This window comes from Algoriphagus winogradskyi (assembly GCF_900182815.1).
GTDB lineage: Bacteria > Bacteroidota > Bacteroidia > Cytophagales > Cyclobacteriaceae > Algoriphagus > Algoriphagus winogradskyi.
This window is the reverse complement of the sequence record NZ_FXUA01000007.1, coordinates 223,926-242,340: the sequence shown is the minus strand read 5'-3', so window position 1 is coordinate 242,340 and position 18,415 is coordinate 223,926. Positions and strand designations below refer to the sequence as shown.

The following is an 18,415-nucleotide window of genomic DNA, read 5'->3' as shown; positions in this document are numbered from 1 at the left end:
TTGTTACTTTTCAGTTAATTGAACTTCTGCTACTTCCTTTACCTCCGCAGACACACCAGAAGCCAAAGCTGGATTCATTTGGATAAAAGATCTCTGCTCCGCATACCACTTCTGATAAGCCTCAGGCTCTACTACCTCGATTACTTTTCTCATAGAGAAATGACCTCTTCCACAAATTTCTGTACAAGCAATCTCATAATTGAAATCCGGATTTCCTGTCTCTTCTCTCATTTCAGCAGTTGTCTTGGTAGGGACAAACCAAAAACGAGTTGGCATGCCAGGTACAGCATCCATTTTCAATCTCATATGAGGGGCGAATACTGAATGAAGCACATCCCTTGCTCTGATTTTAAAGAGCACAGGCTCCCCTTTAGGAATTACTACTACAGGAGATGGAAAATCATCAACAGAGTTTTTATCTGAGAAATCTATCCCATGTGAATTAGTAGCTGTGATCAATCGATAATCATAGTCTCCTAATACATTGTCTTTACCAGGATATCTCACTTCCCAAGCAAACTGATACCCCATAATCTCTATAGTATGGGCATTTTCAGGAGCAGGAGCAGTAATATCCGACCAAGCTACCCAACCTGAAATCACCAAACCTGCAAGAACGATTGCTGGAACGATTGTCCAGATTACCTCGAGCTTGTTGTTGTCAGGATAAAAGGATGCCTTACGCTTCTCGCTGTATTGATATTTGTATGGGAAAATGAAAAGCAAGATATGAGTGATCAAGAAAACTATACCAGTCACACCCATTGACCACCAAAACAAAGAATCTGTAATCACGCCATGCTCTGATGCAATTGGCAACTGATAATTATCAAATTCTTTGATAGAATACCAGAACATTAAAGCTCCTCCTGCTACCAGGAAAACGATAAATAATATAGCATTAACCTTATTACTCCCTGATGCGATCTTTTTATCCGATCCTTTTACAACTGAGACTAATGTTTGGATTCGATAGACCATCCATATTATGGAAAATATCAAAAGAACCCCTACTCCAATCAGAAATCCGTACATACCTTAATTATTTCGGCTGTTATTAAATGTGATGATTATAGCTTTCTTCAAGCATTGGATGGTTTTTAGGAACTAGGTTCCCTTTTGCCAATCCAGAAAGAACTACGAATGTGAATGCAGCTCCATATACCAAGAACATACCTACTTCCATAAACCCAACTCCTCCATTGTGTCCTAAAGTACCAGGCTGAACCATTAGGAAGAAATCCACCCAGTGACCAGCGATGATTAGAGCACAAACCAGTTTCAAGAATACTCCATGTCTTTTAGAATCTCTTGTCATTAATAACAAGAAAGGTAGGACAAAGTTTAGCCCCAAGTTCACAAATATGAAAGGACCATAAATATCGCTCGACAATCTTTCAATGAAGTACACAGTCTCTTCAGGAATGTTGGCATAATAGATCAACAGGAACTGAGAAAACCATAAGTAAGTCCAGAAAATGGTGAACCCAAAGATGAATTTACCCAAATCATGAACGTGATTCTCATTGACCATCTCCAACAAGCCTTGGCTCTTCAAGAAGATCGTGATCAAAGTAATCGCAGACAAACCTGCAACAAACCAAGATGAGAATACATACCAGCCAAATAGTGTAGAGAACCAGTGCGTGTCAATGGACATCACCCAATCCCATGCAGCTATCGAAGAAGATACAGCAAAGAAGATCAAGAAAAAGGCTGACCAGCTTCTGATTTTGTACCAGGAATAAGTGCCACCGATAATGTCTTCGTTGTAAGTGAATTGTTGGAATTTCTTGAAAAAGAATACCCAGAATCCAAAGAACAATACCATTCTAAAAATGTAGAATATTGGGAATGTTCCTTTTGCCATAGGCCAATAGAAGAATGAACCTTTTCCGTCGATTATGCTATCGTATTCCGGAGACGACTTATCAAATAGATAAGCGTGAGTCCAATGGAACAAATCGTGATTTGCAATAAAGAAGGTAACGATCATCAAGATCCCTGCTATTGGCAACCAGTTACCAAGAGAAAGCATAACTCTAATGATAGCCGTAGACCACCCTGCCTGAGCAGCATATTGTATAGCGAAAAAGAATACACCGATAATAGCAATACCTGTGAAGTAGACATTGTTTATCCACAAGTTAGCGTAAAGTCGCTCATACCAATGAAAAGCATGTCCTTCTGCTTCAGCTGCTTCGTGGTGACCACCACCAAACACCGCCATTAAAATACCAATGACTAGCAATGCAGCACCAATACCCAAAACCGTAAAAACGATTTTCTTAATAGCATCGGTGAAATCAAACTTCTGATCCAGATTAAAGTGTTGTACGTGATGAGCCATAATTAATTAGCTGGAGTTTCTAGTTGTGTAACATCTTGGTCTTCCGCTACTACTGCTACTGCATTATCAGCATTCTGACCACCTTGGATTTCTTGTTTCACGTAGTGAACAATTTTCCATCTGTTTTCTGGTGTAATCTGAGATCCATGAGCTCCCATTCTGCCTTTACCTTTAGTGATCACGTGAAAAATATGACCTTCGGAAAGTCCAACATAGGCGCCACCTGTCAAGTTAGCAACACCACCAATGATTTCTCCGACTTTGCCATCACCCATGCCACCTGTTCCATGACAGGGAGTACAGTAAAGTTGGTATAATCTTTTACCATCTGTAAGCACTTCATCAGATAGCTCTATAGGGTTTTTCATCGTAGCACCGGCTTCCTCTATTTCAAAAGCCTTGTAGCGATACGGCAAATAGCCTTGTTTATTTCTAGGAACAGTATTGGCAACAGGCTCTCGCATATTCATATTGTGAGGGTTGTTGATATTACTGTTAAAATATTCTCCCTTTCCATCTTCTCGGGTAGAGATCAAATCTCCCTTAGTCTCTGAATCCATGATTTGAGTCAATGGTTCGTAGGCTACCGAGTGATACATCTGAGGGGCATATTCCAAGCCTTGATTTTCGCCTCCGGCTCTACAGCCCGCAAGGGCAATCCCTGCTGCTGCAATCCCTAAAATACTTAGTGTCTTAGCAATCTTCATTTTTCCAGATTTACTATTCAAAACTTTTTTTATTAACCTCTGATGCTCCAGAAGATTTCAATATCTCTTCAATCTTTGCCAATTCCATAGCTGAGTTATTTGCTATGTCAATTGCCATCACATGCTTATCGTCAGTGATTCTTAAATCAAAGATTCTAGGTTGTGCCCAAGGCTTCAGGTTAGTACTTACCATAAATACGCCTACCATTCCGAATGATGCCAACAAGACAGTCAATTCGAATGTAACAGGAATAAAGTCAGGAAAAGCGCCATAATCCTTACCACCAATGATCATTGGCCAGTCAAACTTCATCATGTAAAACTGCATGGTCAAAGCCAAAGTAGTTCCAAGCAATCCGAATAAGAAAGCTGCAATTGGCAACTTACTTCTTTTATATCCTAGGTAATCATCTATCCCGTGAACAGGATATGGTGAATAGACCTCATGGATTTTAATACCTGAAGACCTTACTTGGGTGATTGCCTGAAGCAATACATCCTCGTCTTCGTAAACTCCAGTAACAAAATGTGTATCTCTTTCCATGATTATTTATGCACTTTATCAGATGAAGACTTCAATACAGATTTCACTTCTGCCATGTTGATCACCGGGAAGAATTTGGCAAACAAGAAGAACAAAGTGAAGAACAAACCAAATGTGAATAGGTAAACTCCTACATCTGCCCAAGTTGGATAGAACATCGCCCATGAAGATGGAAGATAATCTCTGTGTAGGGAGGTTACGATGATTACAAATCTTTCAAACCACATACCGATGTTCACTACGATAGACAAAGCGAAGGTAGCTACGATGGATGTACGGATTTTCTTAAACCAGAAAAGCTGTGGAGAAATAACGTTACATGTCATCATTGACCAATATGCCCACCAGTAAGGTCCTGTAGCACGGTTAATGAATGCATATTGCTCTGCTTCTACACCTGAATACCAAGCAATGAAAAACTCGGTGATGTATGCAATACCTACGATAGATCCTGTGATGATAATTACAATGTTCATCAATTCGATGTGACCCATTGTAATGTAATCTTCCAGTTTGTAGACCTTACGAGTTACAATCATCAGCGTCAATACCATCGCGAAGCCTGAGAAAATCGCACCCGCCACAAAGTATGGAGGGAAGATAGTCGTGTGCCATCCTGGTATTACTGAAGTTGCAAAGTCAAAGGATACAATCGTGTGTACAGAAAGTACCAGTGGAGTAGCCAAACCTGCAAGGATCAAGGAAACTGATTCGTATCTGCTCCAGGATTTTGCTGCGCCATCCCAACCAAATGAAAGTGCTCCGTAAATAATCTTTCTTAAACCAGTAGCTCTATCTCTAATTGTCGCGAAATCAGGAATCAAACCAATGTACCAGAATACAAGTGATACAGAGAAGTAAGTCGAGATTGCAAACACATCCCAAAGTAGTGGGGAGTTAAAGTTTACCCAAAGTGATCCAAATACGTTTGGAAGTGGAAGTGCCCAATAAGCTCCTAACCATGGACGACCCATGTGAAGAACCGGGAACATTGCCGCACAGATAACCGCGAAAATAGTCATCGCTTCTGCAGCTCTGTTAATTGAAGTTCTCCACTTCTGTCTGAAAAGTAAAAGTACTGCTGAAATAAGAGTACCAGCGTGACCAATACCAACCCACCAAACGAAGTTGGTGATATCCCAAGCCCAGCCTACAGTTTTGTTAAGCCCCCACATACCGATGCCTTCCCAAACGGTGGCAACGACTGCGATTGATCCTAAAGCCAAAACACCGGCAGACGTAAGGAAAGCTAGAAACCATCTGATATTTGGTTTTGCTTCTACATGGCGTGACACGTCATGCGTCACATCATGATAGCTTTTACCCCCGGTAACTAACGGCTCGCGTACGGATGAAGTAACCTGCATAGTTTATAAAATTTTGATTACGCTTCGTTTAAGTCTTTATTTCTGATTTTGGTAAAGTACCAAACGTTTGGACTCACGTTGATCTCTTCCAATACATGGTATGCTCTCTCCTCATTCACTTCCTTCAATGCTGAAGTAGTGTTCTCCTTAATCTTAAGAAGCTGAGAAACTTTAGAATTCGAATCATTCATGTCTCCGAATACCAACGCATCAGTTGGACAAGCTACAGCACAAGCTACATTGATGTCTCCATCTTTCACTTTGCGTTTCTCACGCTTAGCCTCTAGCTTACCAGCTTGGATCCTCTGCACACACATGGAGCATTTTTCCATCACACCACGAGCACGAACTGTTACATCTGGATTCAAGACCATCTTACCCAAATCATCATTTTGAGCAACATTGACTCCTGCGAAGTCTTTGTTATCGTGGTATTTGAACCAGTTGAATCGACGTACTTTATACGGACAGTTGTTTGCACAATATCTTGTACCAATACATCTGTTGTAAGTCATTTGGTTAAGTCCCTCAGAAGAGTGGGTAGTTGCAGCAACAGGACAAACAGTCTCACATGGAGCATTGTTACACTGCTGGCACATCATAGGCTGGAAAGTAACCTCAGGGTTGCTGGCCGCGACTTCCATAGCACTCAAATCATCTGCTGGAGCATCAGAAGAATAGTAGCGATCGATTCTGATCCATGCCATTTCTCTTCTGTTCAATACTTCCTGCTTACCTACTACTGCCACGTTGTTTTCAACCTGACAAGCCACAGAACATGCAGAGCAACCGATACAAGAGTTCATATCGATAGCCAATCCCCAGTGATGCTGAGAATACTGGTGACCTGACCAAAGTGAAATCTTGGAAGGTTTTACAAATTCACCATCCTTGTAAATATGTGGATGGGATCTACCTGCAGAAGCATCTTTTTGGTATTCGCTCAATACAGACTCCTGGATTACGTTTTCACGTCCCATGAACGTCTGGTGAGTTTGTGTACGTGCAATTTTATAAGAATCACCAGTTGCAGAAACTTCTACGCCTGAAGTAATATCGAAATTGACAAAGCCCTTGGAAGCATCCAGTAATTCGTAAGCATTAACACCCACTCCGTTTGCAACTCGACCAGCTTTTGTTCTACCATATCCTACTGCCAAACCGAAAGTACCTTCTGCCTGACCTGGCTGAATCAAGATCGGCACGATCAGCGATTTACCATTTACGGTAATAGAAGCTTTGCTGGTATGTTCTTCAGATTGAGTGACACCATTGTCATTTGCCCACTTCTGAGACACAGTCAAATAGTTATCCCAAGTTGCCTTAGAGATAGGATCAGACAATTCTTGAAGCCAAGGAACATTCGCATAAGCACCGTTACCGATACCTACTTTAGTATATATGACCAATTCCGGTGTAGAATTATCAGCAGAATAAGCTTTAGCTACAGCTGAAGCAGCAGCACTTACATCTCCTACTGGAGCTAAAGGTGCAGAAGTAGAATTAATAGCTAATACACCATTGTATAGGGTCTGATCCCAGAATTCTTGGAATGTACCGCCAGTCTCTACCTGAGTGAATACCTCACCCTGCCAGTTATTCTGTAAGAAATCATAGTAAGAAGTAGTATCACCTGCCCAAACCAAGAAAGATTCTTGTGCTTGTCTTGTATCAAAAAGTGGAGAAATGGTAGGCTGAGCTAAAGAGAAGTGACCTTTCTTAGGCTCAAAGTCATTCCAAGACTCTAGGAAGTGATGATCTGGTGCTACAATTTGTACTAAAGACGAAGTCTCGTTTAAAGTACCATTAGTAGAGATACTTACTTTTGCTTTTGCGATACCAGCAGCGATCTCAGCTCCTCTTGCAAAATCATATACTGGATTACAGTTGTAGAAAATAACCCCACCAACTTTTCCAGCATTCAAATCAGTAACAAACTGATTCATTTTAGCGTCATCTCCTTTTCTGTAGTAAGCAGGATTAGCGAAATCAACCGTAGTTCCGTTACTACCAAGCAATTCATTGATCGCATTGATCACAACCTGTACGTTAGGATCGTTTGATCCAGAAATAACAAGGGAAGCTCCTTTGCTAGCCCATAGATCAGCAGCAGCTTTATCCAAATGCGCGATCTCTACTGCAGGAGCAGAAACTGTAGCAGCACCTGCTTTTTTAGCAATCGCATTGTATAGCGCTAATACAGCCAATCCGCTTTGAGAAGCTCTGATTGGCGTTCTGTAATCAGCATTTGCTCCAGCAAGTGACAACGTAGATTCAAACTGATAATGTCTTGACATTTCAGGCTTCTCTTTGCTGATTTTTCTTGTCTGAGCATATTGACGGGCAAATTCAATTGGAGAAATCCAAGATCCTAAGAAGTCAGCTCCGAAGGATACGATTGTTTTTGCTTTGTCAAATGAGTATGAAGGAAGAACTGCAGCACCATAGTAAGTCTCCGCAGCTATTGTAATACCATAATTTGAAAGTGGATCGTACATGATCACTTCCACGTTTCCGTTTGCATTTGCCAGTTGCTGTATGGCCTGCATAGTGGAAGGTGAAATAATTGTATTGGAAACAATTTTCACTGAACCGGCGGAAGCTAGAGCAGATTTAGCTTGCGCATCAACTGTTTTCCAATCTGAAAGCTGTCCCCCGCTGTATGGACCCGCTAGTCTTTCTTTGTCATAAAGAGAAAGGATGGATCCTTCTACGATCGCATTTACTTTACCTTTATTAATAGGAGACAATTCGTTTCCGTCAATTTTGATCGGGCGACCTTCTCTTGTCTTCACTACAATGGAAGCATAATCGCCACCTGTAGCATAAGTAGAAGCATAATAGTTAGGAATAGATGGGTTGATATCAACCGGTTTATTCACATAAGGGATCATCTTTCTAACAGGAGCCTCGCATGCCGCCAATGAAGCTGCCGCTAAGCTGAATCCCATTACTTTCAGAAAATCTCTTCTTGAAGCACTACCCTCCTCGTTGAGTGTAGAAGGAAGCTCAGGGAATTCCCTGTCAGCGTTCTTTACAAACTCTGGATCGTTGTTGAGCTGCTCAAGCCCTTTCCAGTACGTTTTTTTATTTTCCTTCATTTTATGATATAAGAATGAATTTGCGAAAAGAATAATGAATTAATAGTGGCACTTAGCACACTCCAAACCTCCGATGTCTTTCACCTTCAAGGCATCTTTAGAATCAGAGTGAATCTGAACCAACTTATCGTAGTAGGCATTGCCTTCAGTAGTGATCTCGGTCTGTCTGTGACAGTCAATACACCACCCCATTGTTAGTGCACTGTGCTGACCAACTACTTCCATTTCCTGAATAGGACCGTGACAAGTCTGACACTCTACTTCACCCACTACCACGTGCTGAGAGTGATTGAAATAGGCTAAATCTGGAAGATTGTGAACTCGTACCCATTCGATAGGCTGATTGTTATCAACCGCATCGTAGATTTTCTGAATTTCAGGAGAAACGCCTTCTGCTCCTTGCACATTCTGCACATGCGTATGGCAGTTCATACAAATGTTAGCTGAAGGGATATTTGCAGATCTTCCTATCTCTACACCGGTATGACAATACTGACACTCAATCTCTAGAGTACCTGCATGAAGCGCGTGTGAGTAGGCGATTGGCTGCTCAGGCGCATAGCCCTGCTGTACGCCTACTGAATAAAGTCCATCCAAAGCTGTTTTAGCCACCAAGGCCACCACTAAGGCAGTGACGATAACCACAAACATATCGCTTTTAAATACTTTACCTAGGTTAGTTTTCTGAGAGACAAATTCTTTATCATCTTCATCCAGATCCTGTTTTTTAAGGTATTTGGTTAATACAGATATTATCAATCCTAATACCACCAAAATCAAAAGTAGCACAACTACCAACACCCCTAGAATTATAGTAAGGTATTCGCTTGGAATCCCCCCTCCTTCAGCTACTTCACCACCTTCAGCTCCTGCTGATGCCGCCGCAGCCGCCGCTGGATCCACTTTATCACCGTACTCTATATAGGCTAGTAGATTATTTAGATCATCATCAGTCAAAAACTCATGAGCCGGCATCATCAGGCTGTTGAATTCCTTATACAAATTGGAATAGTAGGCATTTCCAGATGCAATTACAGCCGAAGAGTTCTTGATAAAACTTTTGACAGTTTCTACAGGCGCCCTATCTGAAGCACCTCTCAATGCCGGACCAGTGTACTTTTGATCCAGTTTATGACACTGCTTACAATTTGCATTGAATACAGTCTTACCTGCTGCCACAGCTTCATCGCTATTTGCCACTGATGGATCTGCTGCAAAAGCCTGCATTCCGATCAGCATGAAAAACAGCACTGCCAGTGTGTGGAAATTCAATCGAACCCCTACTAACGAGCGTTTGGATAACATATTATAGCTAATTAAATAGTTTAAGCGGTTTTTTATAACCCTTGCAAAGGTACTACCCGAAGCCAATTTTTCAAACTTGTCTTGATGTATGGCAGCCGCCTCACAGGAACTCTGTTTGATTTCATATACACTTGTATTACAGTTATTTAAGGTTATTTTCTGAGCTAATAATTAATTTAGAATCAATATAAATAGAATGTATTTTGTAAGCTTTTCAAACTTCTATTGAATTCCCACGATACAAGGCTCTTGTTTCTTGATTTCCAAATAGCGTAGAGCCAGATTTACTAGCAAAGATTTAAAATAAATAGGTGCTTTATTGTAAAGGAAAAGATATTAACTACATTTGCATTCCAATTCTGATTGGTCGAGTGGCCGAGTGGCTAGGCAGAGGTCTGCAAAACCTTCTACAGCGGTTCGAATCCGCTCTCGACCTCAACAAAAAGCATCTGCCGCGGCGGATGCTTTTTTATTTTAAGTCATCTGTATTTTTAAGATGGCTTTACCTTAAGTGGGTTAAATATATTTTCCGCATTGCATTTCCAGTGGACATTCATTAGTTTAAATTTCAAACTACTGATAATCATGCCACAAGACATTACCCTACATGTCAACGGGAAAACCAAAACCATATCCGCTGATCCCCAAGAACCCCTTTTATATATTCTGAGAGAGGAATTTGGGTTAAAGGGCGCAAAATATGGCTGCGGTCTTTTGCAATGTGGCGCATGCACAGTCATTGCAGATGCTCTGGCAGAGACTACATGCGTGAGACCTTGTGCCAGTTTTGAAAAGGTAGAAATCACTACGTTAGAAGGTTTGAGTAAAAATGGTGAGCTTCACCCAGTTCAAAAAGCTTTCATTGAAACCCAAGCTGCCCAATGCGGCTATTGCGTGAACGGGATGATCATGACCGCTGTAGCACTTCTGAAAGAAAATTCTTCTCCAACTGAGAATGAAATACGTGAGGCTTTGAATCCTGTTATCTGTCGCTGTGGCACCCATTCGCGATTTATCAAGGCGGTGAAGATGGCATCAGAAAACATAAAGTCTTAATTATGGAAGGAGTTCAGCACTACAACTCGAGTCGCCGGTCTTTCCTTAAAAGCACTGGACACCTACTAATAGGTTTCAATCTTTTACCACTCACATTCTGCCAAACAAAAGGTTCTCCAAATGAAATACCTCCCTATTCTGGCATTCCTTTTCGCCCAACTATCGACAATAAATTAATTGATTCTTGGATTAGATTGGATGCAACAGGACACCTGACAGTACTTTCAGGTAAGCAGGAGTTAGGGCAGGGTATAAAAATCGCCTTAATCCAAATTGCAGCAGAAGAACTGGATATTAATCCGGATCGCTGCCATATTATCAATTCAGATACAGGTCAAACACCAAATGAAGGATTCACCGCTGGTAGCAATTCCGTAGAAGGTAGCGGAAGCGCTATCCGCCAGGCTGCAGCTGAGGCAAAACACCATCTATTAAAAATGGCTGCGGAAAAATGGAGTGTAAATCCGGAAAACCTTAGCGTAGAAGATGGGGTTATTATAGCTAACTCTGGTGAGAAAGTGAGTTATTGGGAGCTTTTGCAAGGCAAATACATAGAGGAGAGAATCTCTGGAGATATTAAACCAAAAAAACCAGAAAACTACAAATATGTAGGACAACCCTTGCATAGGGATGATATCCGGAAATTGGTAACTGGCGAATCTCATTTTGTCCACGATCTACAAATGCCAGGGATGGTCCATGCACGAGTGCTTCATCCACCTTCCTACGACGCCACCTTAGAATCCATAGACCTTACCCAAGTTGAAGCTTTGCCTGGAGTACTCAAAGTAATCAGAAACGGGAGCTTTTTAGCAGTAGTCACAGAACGGGAATACCAGGCAGTAAAAGCAAGGGAAATGCTAAGAGAACTAGCAGTCTGGAAAAAGTCTCCAATCGCAATACTTCCAAGGCAATTAATGGATAACGTCCTAACTACTTCAGGAAAACCAGAGGAAGTAGAAATCTCACCAGGAATTGCAGAGCTTATTTCAAATTCAGCCATACATCATCAAGCGGATTATTTCCGCCCCTATCACATGCATGCCTCCATGGGACCATCGTGTGCAGTCGCACTTTGGGAACCAAATCTGCTGACCGTTTGGTCTGCTACCCAAGGAGTATATCCCGTGAGAGACTCAATTGCAGATCTACTTTCTTTATCTAAAGAAAAAGTCCGATGCATCGGAGTTCCAGGTTCCGGATGCTACGGGCACAATGGGGCGGATGATGTTTCTGGAGAAGTTGCTTTGATAGCCAAAGAATTCCCAGGTAAGCATGTGAGGCTTCAATGGATGAGAGAGGACGAACACAAGTGGGAACCATACGGCACAACTATGGCTTTTCGCCTATCTGCTGGATTGGATTCAGCTGGAAAGCTTCTAGGGTGGGACAGCATAGTCTGGTCAGATTCCCATAGTACACGACCAAATGGAAGTGGGGGAAGTTTTATCGCAGCAAGATCTTTGGATCCTCCAGTAGAATTTAGAAAAGGCGGTTGGTCAGGTGGCTCGCACCGAAATGGAATTCCAGAATACAGTTTCGAAGCCAAGCAACTCCACCTTTTCAACTACGATGGCCCACTCCGAACCTCTTCGCTTAGAGGATTGGGGGCTTACGCAAATACCTTTGCCATGGAGGCGTTTATGGATGAGCTGATTCACAAGGCTGGAAAAGATCCGATTGATTTTAGGATAAAAAACTTAGAAGATCCACGCGCCAGGGCCGTTTTGGAAGAGCTCGCTCAAAAGACCAACTGGAAAAACAGATCTAAATCAGCTAATAACGGATTCGGGGTCGCCTACGCGAGGTATAAGAATGCCACCTCCTATTTTGCTGTCTTGGCAGAAGTGGAAATCGATAAGGCGGCCAAAAACTACAAACTCAAAAAACTCACTGGCGTAATCGACTCTGGGTTAACGATAAACCCTGACGGGTTAAAAAACCAGACAGAAGGCGGAATGATCCAATCTGCCAGCTGGACCATGCTAGAAGAAGTGCAGTTTGACACGAATGGAATCACCAGTGTGGATTGGAATACTTATCCTATTCTACGAATGAAGGATGTACCGGAAGTAGAAGTCCATATTATAGACCGACCAGAAGAAAAGCCGATGGGAGCAGGTGAAGCAGCTATGGGACCTGTCGCGGCGGCAATTTCAAATGCTGTGTTTGATGCAACCGGAAGTCGGGTTCGGAATCTACCGATTAAAGCGGAGAAGATAGATTGGACAAAAGTTTAGCCTGTTGTTACAAGATTTGAATAAAAATCAAAACTTATACCCAACTCCAAATTGAACTCCAATCTCCTGTAAAATTTGTTTGTAGTTCCCTTCTTTTTCAAACTGGATGACATTATGCCTCTTATAATTAGGGAAAATAGAAAAGGAAAACTTCTCTGTATCCAACTTTGCACCAATACCGGCCAAATAGCCAACCCCACTTTGGTCAGAGAAATTATTCCCTTCGGAAAGCTGGAAATCTACTACAGGACCAGCTGCAGCATAAAAAATCTTACCTAGAGAATATTCTGCATAAATAGGAATAGAAAGCATCTGGAAATCAGGATTGTGATCGTAAACAATGCTAAGACAATTGAAGCAAGGAGGAAAATTAGGATAGTACTTCACCTGTGCAAAGGAATAACTTAGGCCACCAGTGATCGAGAATTTTTCATAAATACTTTTCGAAAGCAAAACGCCAACCTCCACCAAAGCCTCAAGATCCACAGAGCTGGCACCTTCCAAATCAACTTTCCTATTTGCTAAAGCACCTGAAACCCCAAAATAACCTTTCACTTCAAAGCCTGATTGGGCAAAAACCGAAACACTAATTAAAAAGAAAAAGGTAAGAAACGTATATTTTTTCATGGTCTATAAAAGTCAATAATTGATTCTATTTATGAATTAATCTTCTTGAAAATAAAGGAGCAACCCTCTATGCACATGTAAGGGGCTTTTGGATGCATGACTAAATCGGCATTTTCCATTTTCAAAAAATAGCTTTTCTCCGGAACTTCACCTTCACAATCTAATAGTACGGTGAGGTTTCGATCAGCAACTTGGTATTCGCCATCCGTACAGCCAAAAAACTTTTCTGACTTAAGCTTCCCATTTGCAAGAAAAGTGATGGTTGTCCCTGAAGGTTCATAGGGAGTTCTATAATCATCAGCCCCAGTATTTCCCTGATATTGATAGAGTTCCCACTTACCAACAATTCCTTCAGCAGTAAGGTCAAAAGGCAGATTATCCTCTTTGTCACAAGATGAAAACCCTATGAGGCAAATAAATCCAATCCAAAAGTATCTCATGTTCAATTGTTCAGTTAGACTTATGACGCGGCTACTTTCCTAAACGCTACCTATCAACTTAATTTATTTTCCAATCGCATAAAAAAAACGCCTACTTCTCAGCCGACGTTTCCAATAGGAGTAAAAAATTCTTTAACTCCGTATTTGCAAATACTTCCATATTGCCAATTAGATAAACGATTGAAGTAAAATAGTAATCGTGGCACCTACTTGATACTAATTCTAATTAAATAAAAATTGTCCTCTTCAGTAGTTTCTTTATTGTTAAAAATCTCAGTCATGATTTGAGATGACTTTTCTTTATCATAATTGTGAAAAGTTTCAGGATCTACTGGGAAAAGCAATTCATTCTTCGAGTTTAGAAGCAAAGGATTTCTAACAAACCTCCAAAACTCATTACTCACTCCTCTACTTAGAGTATATAAATGACTAGTATCCTTTAAATCTTGCAATACATATTGCACTTTTGAGTCAAAAGTCATCTCCAATAACATCCATTCTTGGTTTATTAAAAAATTGCCTCCAGGAAATCTAACCCGATTTTGAGGATCAAGATTGTAATCTCCAGTATATTTTTCAAAATTCTCCCTGTCAGATTTGATTTCACCAGAAACAAACCCCAATTCAAATAATTGATCAAAACTTTTGGCTGAGGAATCAAACTTAAAAATGCTATCCCCAAATGGTTCACAATAATATTGGCCATCTACTCCGCTTACTAGAAACCCGGTATAAGAGACAATTGAATTTGATCTTAGAGGATCGAATGGAAAATACTCCTTCAGCAAATTTCCTTTTAAGTCGGAAAGATAAACGTTGAAATTTGAGTCCGAAGGATTATTTGATACATAAATTAAGATTTCATGATCTGAAACTGGAACAATTCTTTGAGCAAAAAGCTTGAGCTGTGATTTTGATTTAAAATCCCCAGAGTTTACTTCATAAGTAATCAAGGCAAGGTCACTTGGAGAGAAAATATAAACCAAGTCACCTATAATGAAGAAATCATAGATTGCTCCATATTCGCCTGGTCCACTACCCATTTCCCCAAAACTTCTAATAAAATCCCCTGAATAATCAAAGAGGGAGAGTCTGTTTTGTCTCTTATCTAATACAAAGAACCCTGACTCGTTTTCGACCACCTTGTCTATGCTCAGCACATCTTCTGACGAATTTCTCAATCTTATAATTTCCTCAAACTCAAAAATCAAGTCTGAATTTTCTACCGGAGCTGGCAGTTCAGCCATTACCGTATGAGATCTCACCGATAAGCTTTCCTTTTTTTCTTCACCACATGAAAAAAAAAGCAGGGTAAGTATAAATAGATATTTTAATTGATTCATAGTTATAAAGAAGTTCTGTTTAGTGAAATAATCCCTCTTCTGTTTATTAAAAAGCTTGCCTAATTAGCATAATAGATAACTATTTATATAGGTCCATTAACAAAAAGAAAAATGCGAATCAAATAGGAAATGATTCGCATTTCTACTAACAGTGAAGATATTACTAAATAATTTGTAGGGATAAATTAATCAATTTTTAAAAGTCACCCTATTATCATTTAGCAGCTCTTGCAATTAATCACCCATTGAAGGGGCCTCCCATTCCACCCTTGTCCCATCAGGTGAAGGACATGGATTTGGGATACAATCACTCCAACCAAAATCGCAGCGGCTTCCATTTGCAAGAACATTATCATATACATCTAACGTCCTACAATTAACAACTTTCCTAGCTCCAGACGCCACAGAAAGTGAAATTGAGAAAAAGTTAAACACCAAAAAAAGTGCACTACCAAATAAAAGTTTAATTTTCATAATGATAAAGAATTAGTGTACACAAGAAAAAAAAAAAAATGAATCTCCAAAAAATGAAAGTAAATTAATTATTGTAATTGCCAATTTATAATCCGTTGGTTCTAAACCGAAATTCACCTTTTAAACAAAAAAACGCCGACTTCTCAGCCGGCGTTTCCAATATATCAAGTAAGTCTTGATTCTAATATCTAGAATCTAACGTCTTACTTTTTGCCTTCCATTTGCTCTTTCAATTGAGTCAAAGCGTCCAAGTCACCAAGAGTTGACTTCTCAGCTGGAGCAGAAGTAGTAGAAGCAGAACCTGAATCAGATTTCTTCTTAGCTTCTTTCTTAGCTGGCTTCGCTTCTTCTCTGAACATTGCTGTGTGAGAAAGAACGATTCTCTTATCATCTTTAGAGAATTCAGTTACTTTGAAATCCAAAGACTCACCAACCTCTACTTGAGATCCGTCTTCTTTTTCCAAGTTCTTCACTGTAGCGAATCCTTCAAGACCGTAAGGCAATTCAAGAACTGCACCTTTGTCATTCTTAGAAACTACAGTACACTTATGCTCAGATCCGATAGGGAATACACCTTCGAAAGTATCCCATGGATTTTCTTCCAATTGCTTATGACCAAGAGCCAATCTTCTGTTGTCTACGTCAAGCTCAAGAACAGCTACTGCTAGCTCGTCTCCTACTTTCACAAACTCAGATGGATGCTTGATTTTCTTAGTCCAAGAAAGGTCAGATACGTGAACCAAACCGTCGATACCTTCTTCCAACTCAAGGAATAGACCGAAGTTAGTCAAGTTTCTTACCACACCTGTGTGCTTAGAACCTACAGCGTACTTAGTACCCATATCGTTCTTAGTCCAAGGGTCTTCAGTCAATTGCTTGATACCTAGAGACATTTTTCTGTCGTCTTTGTCAAGAGTCAATACTACAGCTTCGATTTCGTCACCAACTTTCACAAAGTCAGCAGGATTTCTCAAATGCTGAGACCAGCTCATTTCAGACACGTGGATCAAACCTTCAACACCTGGAGCAAGCTCAAGGAACGCACCGTAGTCAGCTACGTTTACGATCTTACCTTTAACTCTAGATCCGATTTCAAGGCTAGACGCCAAAGAATCCCAAGGATGAGCAGTAAGCTGCTTCATACCCAAAGAAATTCTCTTCTTATCATCATCAAAGTCAAGAACCACAATCTGAACTTTCTGATCAAGTTGCAATACTTCTTCTGGATGATTGATACGTCCCCAAGAGATATCTGTAATGTGAAGAAGACCATCTACACCACCTAGATCGATGAATACACCGAAGTTGGTCATGTTCTTGATCACACCTTCCAATACTTGACCTTTCTCAAGGTTGTTCAAGATCTCAGCTTTTTGCTTCTCAAGATCTTTCTCGATCAACACTTTGTGAGATACTACTACGTTATCATTTGCGTGGTTGATTTTCACCACTTTCACTTCCATTTTCTTACCTACATAGATATCGAAATCTCTGATAGGCTTCACGTCGATCTGAGAACCTGGCAAGAATGCTTCTACACCGTAGATATCTACGATCAAACCACCTTTAGTTCTTCTTTTCACCAAACCTTCGATCACGTTGTCATGCTCAAGCGCATCTTCGATGTCTTGCCATGCACGTACGATCTTAGCTTTCTTACGGGAAAGGATCAACTGCCCAAGTGCGTTTTCCTGCTCTTCGATGAATACCTCTACTGTATCACCTGGCTTGATGCCATCAAGGTCACGGAATTCAGAAAGAGGAACCAATCCATCAGATTTGAAACCGATGTTGATGATTACATCCTTATCATTTACACCTACTACAGTGCCTTTGATAACTTCTTTCTCAGTGATCTCGCCCAATGTATTCTCATACATTGCAGCCATTTGCTCACGCTCTGCTTTGGAATAACCTTCTCCAAAACCTTTGGTTTCGAAGTTGTCCCAGTTAAAATCTTCTTGTTTTGACATAATGTACTAACCCTGAATAGCAATAGTCCCCGGGTCAAAGAACTATCGTTTTTAGTTGTAAATCAATGCGTTAAGCAAACCCAACACACTCCATCCACTCGAACGGACTGCAAAGGTATGGAATTATTGGCAAAGGAGGTATTCTGAAAAGAAATTTGTTCCTGCGAGATACAAATCAGGATACTAAAGAACCAAATCTTAAAAAGACCTAGTGATATTACTTTGAGGGATTCTTGATGCTACTAATTGATGTACAGGCGCCTAAGTAAAATGAGGCATGATCAACTTATTTTTGAATACTTAATCGATTACTAATAAGTCATATTAACGGATCCTTCTATTGGAAAGGAATCTCCTCTTTCAGTCATTCCTGACCCTTCTCCTTTGAAAGTAAAAACCAGCTGATTTTTAGTAAGTTTTTCAATTTGAATTTCTCCTTTTCGAAAAATTATACGCTTATTCATCCTGCTGGACTCTCTGTCTTGATTAAAAAAATTCAGGTCTACTTTTATTTCTTTTTGATTTGCCTCAGGAATTGAATAGACAACGGGACCCTTCCCTAATATTCCAGTTTTGGTAAGATTGAAGTTCACGGAAACCCGACCTTCATTTGTATATATAGCAAACTTCAAATCATCATTTTCAAAATCCAGATCTGTTTGGGGATTGAGATCCTTTTGCTCCAAAGTATGTGTTTCTCCTTCCATAGTCAATGTCACACCTGGGTTGACAGCTTCATCTTGGGACATAAAAGCCGGCGCTGTAACTGTTGCCTTTTGCTCAGAAAAGTGAATATTAGAATTTGCATAAATGATAATTACTAGGGCAAGAACTAGGAATAGTAGGAGATGTATTTTCTTCATGACAGAAATCTATTAGTATTTAAAA

The 18,415-nt window shown here is 40.4% G+C and carries 15 protein-coding genes and 1 tRNA gene; 3 read left to right on the top strand and 13 right to left on the bottom strand.

Features of this window, described 5'->3' with window-relative positions; all coding sequences use genetic code 11:
- Positions 1-3: 3 nt before the first annotated feature.
- The 7 genes from QOL76_RS17490 to QOL76_RS17460 are packed head-to-tail and all read right to left on the bottom strand — an operon-like array spanning position 4 to position 9,374.
- Positions 4-1,035 carry a cytochrome c oxidase subunit II gene (locus QOL76_RS17490; RefSeq protein WP_283414251.1) on the bottom strand — a complete coding sequence of 344 codons (1,032 nt, stop codon included), beginning with the start codon at positions 1,033-1,035 and terminating at the stop codon, positions 4-6.
- Between the two features lie 22 nt (positions 1,036-1,057).
- A complete protein-coding gene (locus QOL76_RS17485; RefSeq protein WP_283414250.1) occupies positions 1,058-2,350 on the bottom strand; it encodes a quinol:cytochrome C oxidoreductase in 1,293 nt (430 codons plus the stop codon).
- Between the two features lie 2 nt (positions 2,351-2,352).
- Positions 2,353-3,057, bottom strand: coding sequence for a c-type cytochrome (locus QOL76_RS17480; RefSeq protein ID WP_283414249.1), 705 nt, complete (start codon positions 3,055-3,057; stop codon positions 2,353-2,355).
- A gap of 13 nt (positions 3,058-3,070) precedes the next feature.
- Complete coding sequence (locus QOL76_RS17475) at positions 3,071-3,601, bottom strand: DUF3341 domain-containing protein (RefSeq protein ID WP_091692026.1); 531 nt, start codon at positions 3,599-3,601, stop codon at positions 3,071-3,073.
- A gap of 2 nt (positions 3,602-3,603) precedes the next feature.
- Complete coding sequence (gene nrfD / locus QOL76_RS17470) at positions 3,604-4,968, bottom strand: NrfD/PsrC family molybdoenzyme membrane anchor subunit (RefSeq protein ID WP_283414248.1); 1,365 nt, start codon at positions 4,966-4,968, stop codon at positions 3,604-3,606.
- Positions 4,969-4,985: 17 nt separating this feature from the next.
- Entirely contained in the window at positions 4,986-8,069 is a 3,084-nt protein-coding gene (locus QOL76_RS17465) for a TAT-variant-translocated molybdopterin oxidoreductase (RefSeq protein ID WP_283414247.1), read from the bottom strand.
- A 39-nt stretch (positions 8,070-8,108) separates the two neighbouring features.
- Positions 8,109-9,374: a c-type cytochrome gene (locus tag QOL76_RS17460; RefSeq protein ID WP_283414246.1), complete on the bottom strand. Its 1,266-nt coding sequence runs from the start codon at positions 9,372-9,374 to the stop codon at positions 8,109-8,111.
- Between the two features lie 365 nt (positions 9,375-9,739).
- Between QOL76_RS17460 and QOL76_RS17455 the strand changes: the two genes are divergently transcribed.
- The 3 genes from QOL76_RS17455 to QOL76_RS17445 all read left to right on the top strand — a co-directional run bounded on the left by QOL76_RS17455 (position 9,740) and on the right by QOL76_RS17445 (position 12,670).
- A tRNA-Cys gene (locus tag QOL76_RS17455) sits at positions 9,740-9,810 on the top strand.
- A gap of 149 nt (positions 9,811-9,959) precedes the next feature.
- A complete protein-coding gene (locus tag QOL76_RS17450) occupies positions 9,960-10,430 on the top strand; it encodes a (2Fe-2S)-binding protein (RefSeq protein WP_283414245.1) in 471 nt (156 codons plus the stop codon).
- Between the two features lie 2 nt (positions 10,431-10,432).
- A complete protein-coding gene (locus QOL76_RS17445; protein ID WP_283414244.1) occupies positions 10,433-12,670 on the top strand; it encodes a xanthine dehydrogenase family protein molybdopterin-binding subunit in 2,238 nt (745 codons plus the stop codon).
- Between the two features lie 27 nt (positions 12,671-12,697).
- On the opposite strand, the gene QOL76_RS17440 is transcribed toward QOL76_RS17445, so the two are convergent.
- The 6 genes from QOL76_RS17440 to QOL76_RS17415 form a co-directional block, all read right to left on the bottom strand.
- Positions 12,698-13,297, bottom strand: a complete 600-nt coding sequence (locus tag QOL76_RS17440; RefSeq protein WP_283414243.1) for an outer membrane beta-barrel protein — start codon at positions 13,295-13,297, stop codon at positions 12,698-12,700.
- Positions 13,298-13,326: 29 nt separating this feature from the next.
- The gene (locus tag QOL76_RS17435; protein ID WP_283414242.1) at positions 13,327-13,737 is read right to left on the bottom strand and encodes a hypothetical protein; all 411 of its coding nucleotides are present in this window, start codon (positions 13,735-13,737) and stop codon (positions 13,327-13,329) included.
- A 206-nt stretch (positions 13,738-13,943) separates the two neighbouring features.
- Entirely contained in the window at positions 13,944-15,080 is a 1,137-nt protein-coding gene (locus QOL76_RS17430; protein WP_283414241.1) for a DUF4934 domain-containing protein, read from the bottom strand.
- A gap of 234 nt (positions 15,081-15,314) precedes the next feature.
- Positions 15,315-15,554 carry a hypothetical protein gene (locus QOL76_RS17425; protein ID WP_283414240.1) on the bottom strand — a complete coding sequence of 80 codons (240 nt, stop codon included), beginning with the start codon at positions 15,552-15,554 and terminating at the stop codon, positions 15,315-15,317.
- A 203-nt stretch (positions 15,555-15,757) separates the two neighbouring features.
- Positions 15,758-17,527: a 30S ribosomal protein S1 gene (rpsA, locus tag QOL76_RS17420; protein WP_283414239.1), complete on the bottom strand. Its 1,770-nt coding sequence runs from the start codon at positions 17,525-17,527 to the stop codon at positions 15,758-15,760.
- A 311-nt stretch (positions 17,528-17,838) separates the two neighbouring features.
- Positions 17,839-18,390 (bottom strand): hypothetical protein, encoded by a 552-nt coding sequence (locus tag QOL76_RS17415; RefSeq protein ID WP_283414238.1) that lies wholly within the window; start codon positions 18,388-18,390, stop codon positions 17,839-17,841.
- Between the last annotated feature and the right edge of the window lie 25 nt (positions 18,391-18,415).

What these genes read in the sequence shown, in the direction of transcription:
- nrfD (WP_283414248.1), bottom strand. Translation starts at nt 4,968, where the DNA reads ATGCAGGTTACTTCATCCGTACGCGAGCCGTTAGTTACCGGGGGTAAA.
- QOL76_RS17460 (WP_283414246.1), bottom strand. Translation starts at nt 9,374, where the DNA reads ATGTTATCCAAACGCTCGTTAGTAGGGGTTCGATTGAATTTCCACACA.
- QOL76_RS17465 (WP_283414247.1), bottom strand. Translation starts at nt 8,069, where the DNA reads ATGAAGGAAAATAAAAAAACGTACTGGAAAGGGCTTGAGCAGCTCAAC.
- QOL76_RS17485 (WP_283414250.1), bottom strand. Translation starts at nt 2,350, where the DNA reads ATGGCTCATCACGTACAACACTTTAATCTGGATCAGAAGTTTGATTTC.
- QOL76_RS17475 (WP_091692026.1), bottom strand. Translation starts at nt 3,601, where the DNA reads ATGGAAAGAGATACACATTTTGTTACTGGAGTTTACGAAGACGAGGAT.
- QOL76_RS17430 (WP_283414241.1), bottom strand. Translation starts at nt 15,080, where the DNA reads ATGAATCAATTAAAATATCTATTTATACTTACCCTGCTTTTTTTTTCA.
- rpsA (WP_283414239.1), bottom strand. Translation starts at nt 17,527, where the DNA reads ATGTCAAAACAAGAAGATTTTAACTGGGACAACTTCGAAACCAAAGGT.
- QOL76_RS17435 (WP_283414242.1), bottom strand. Translation starts at nt 13,737, where the DNA reads ATGAGATACTTTTGGATTGGATTTATTTGCCTCATAGGGTTTTCATCT.
- QOL76_RS17415 (WP_283414238.1), bottom strand. Translation starts at nt 18,390, where the DNA reads ATGAAGAAAATACATCTCCTACTATTCCTAGTTCTTGCCCTAGTAATT.
- QOL76_RS17490 (WP_283414251.1), bottom strand. Translation starts at nt 1,035, where the DNA reads ATGTACGGATTTCTGATTGGAGTAGGGGTTCTTTTGATATTTTCCATA.
- QOL76_RS17450 (WP_283414245.1), top strand. Translation starts at nt 9,960, where the DNA reads ATGCCACAAGACATTACCCTACATGTCAACGGGAAAACCAAAACCATA.
- QOL76_RS17425 (WP_283414240.1), bottom strand. Translation starts at nt 15,554, where the DNA reads ATGAAAATTAAACTTTTATTTGGTAGTGCACTTTTTTTGGTGTTTAAC.
- QOL76_RS17480 (WP_283414249.1), bottom strand. Translation starts at nt 3,057, where the DNA reads ATGAAGATTGCTAAGACACTAAGTATTTTAGGGATTGCAGCAGCAGGG.
- QOL76_RS17440 (WP_283414243.1), bottom strand. Translation starts at nt 13,297, where the DNA reads ATGAAAAAATATACGTTTCTTACCTTTTTCTTTTTAATTAGTGTTTCG.
- QOL76_RS17445 (WP_283414244.1), top strand. Translation starts at nt 10,433, where the DNA reads ATGGAAGGAGTTCAGCACTACAACTCGAGTCGCCGGTCTTTCCTTAAA.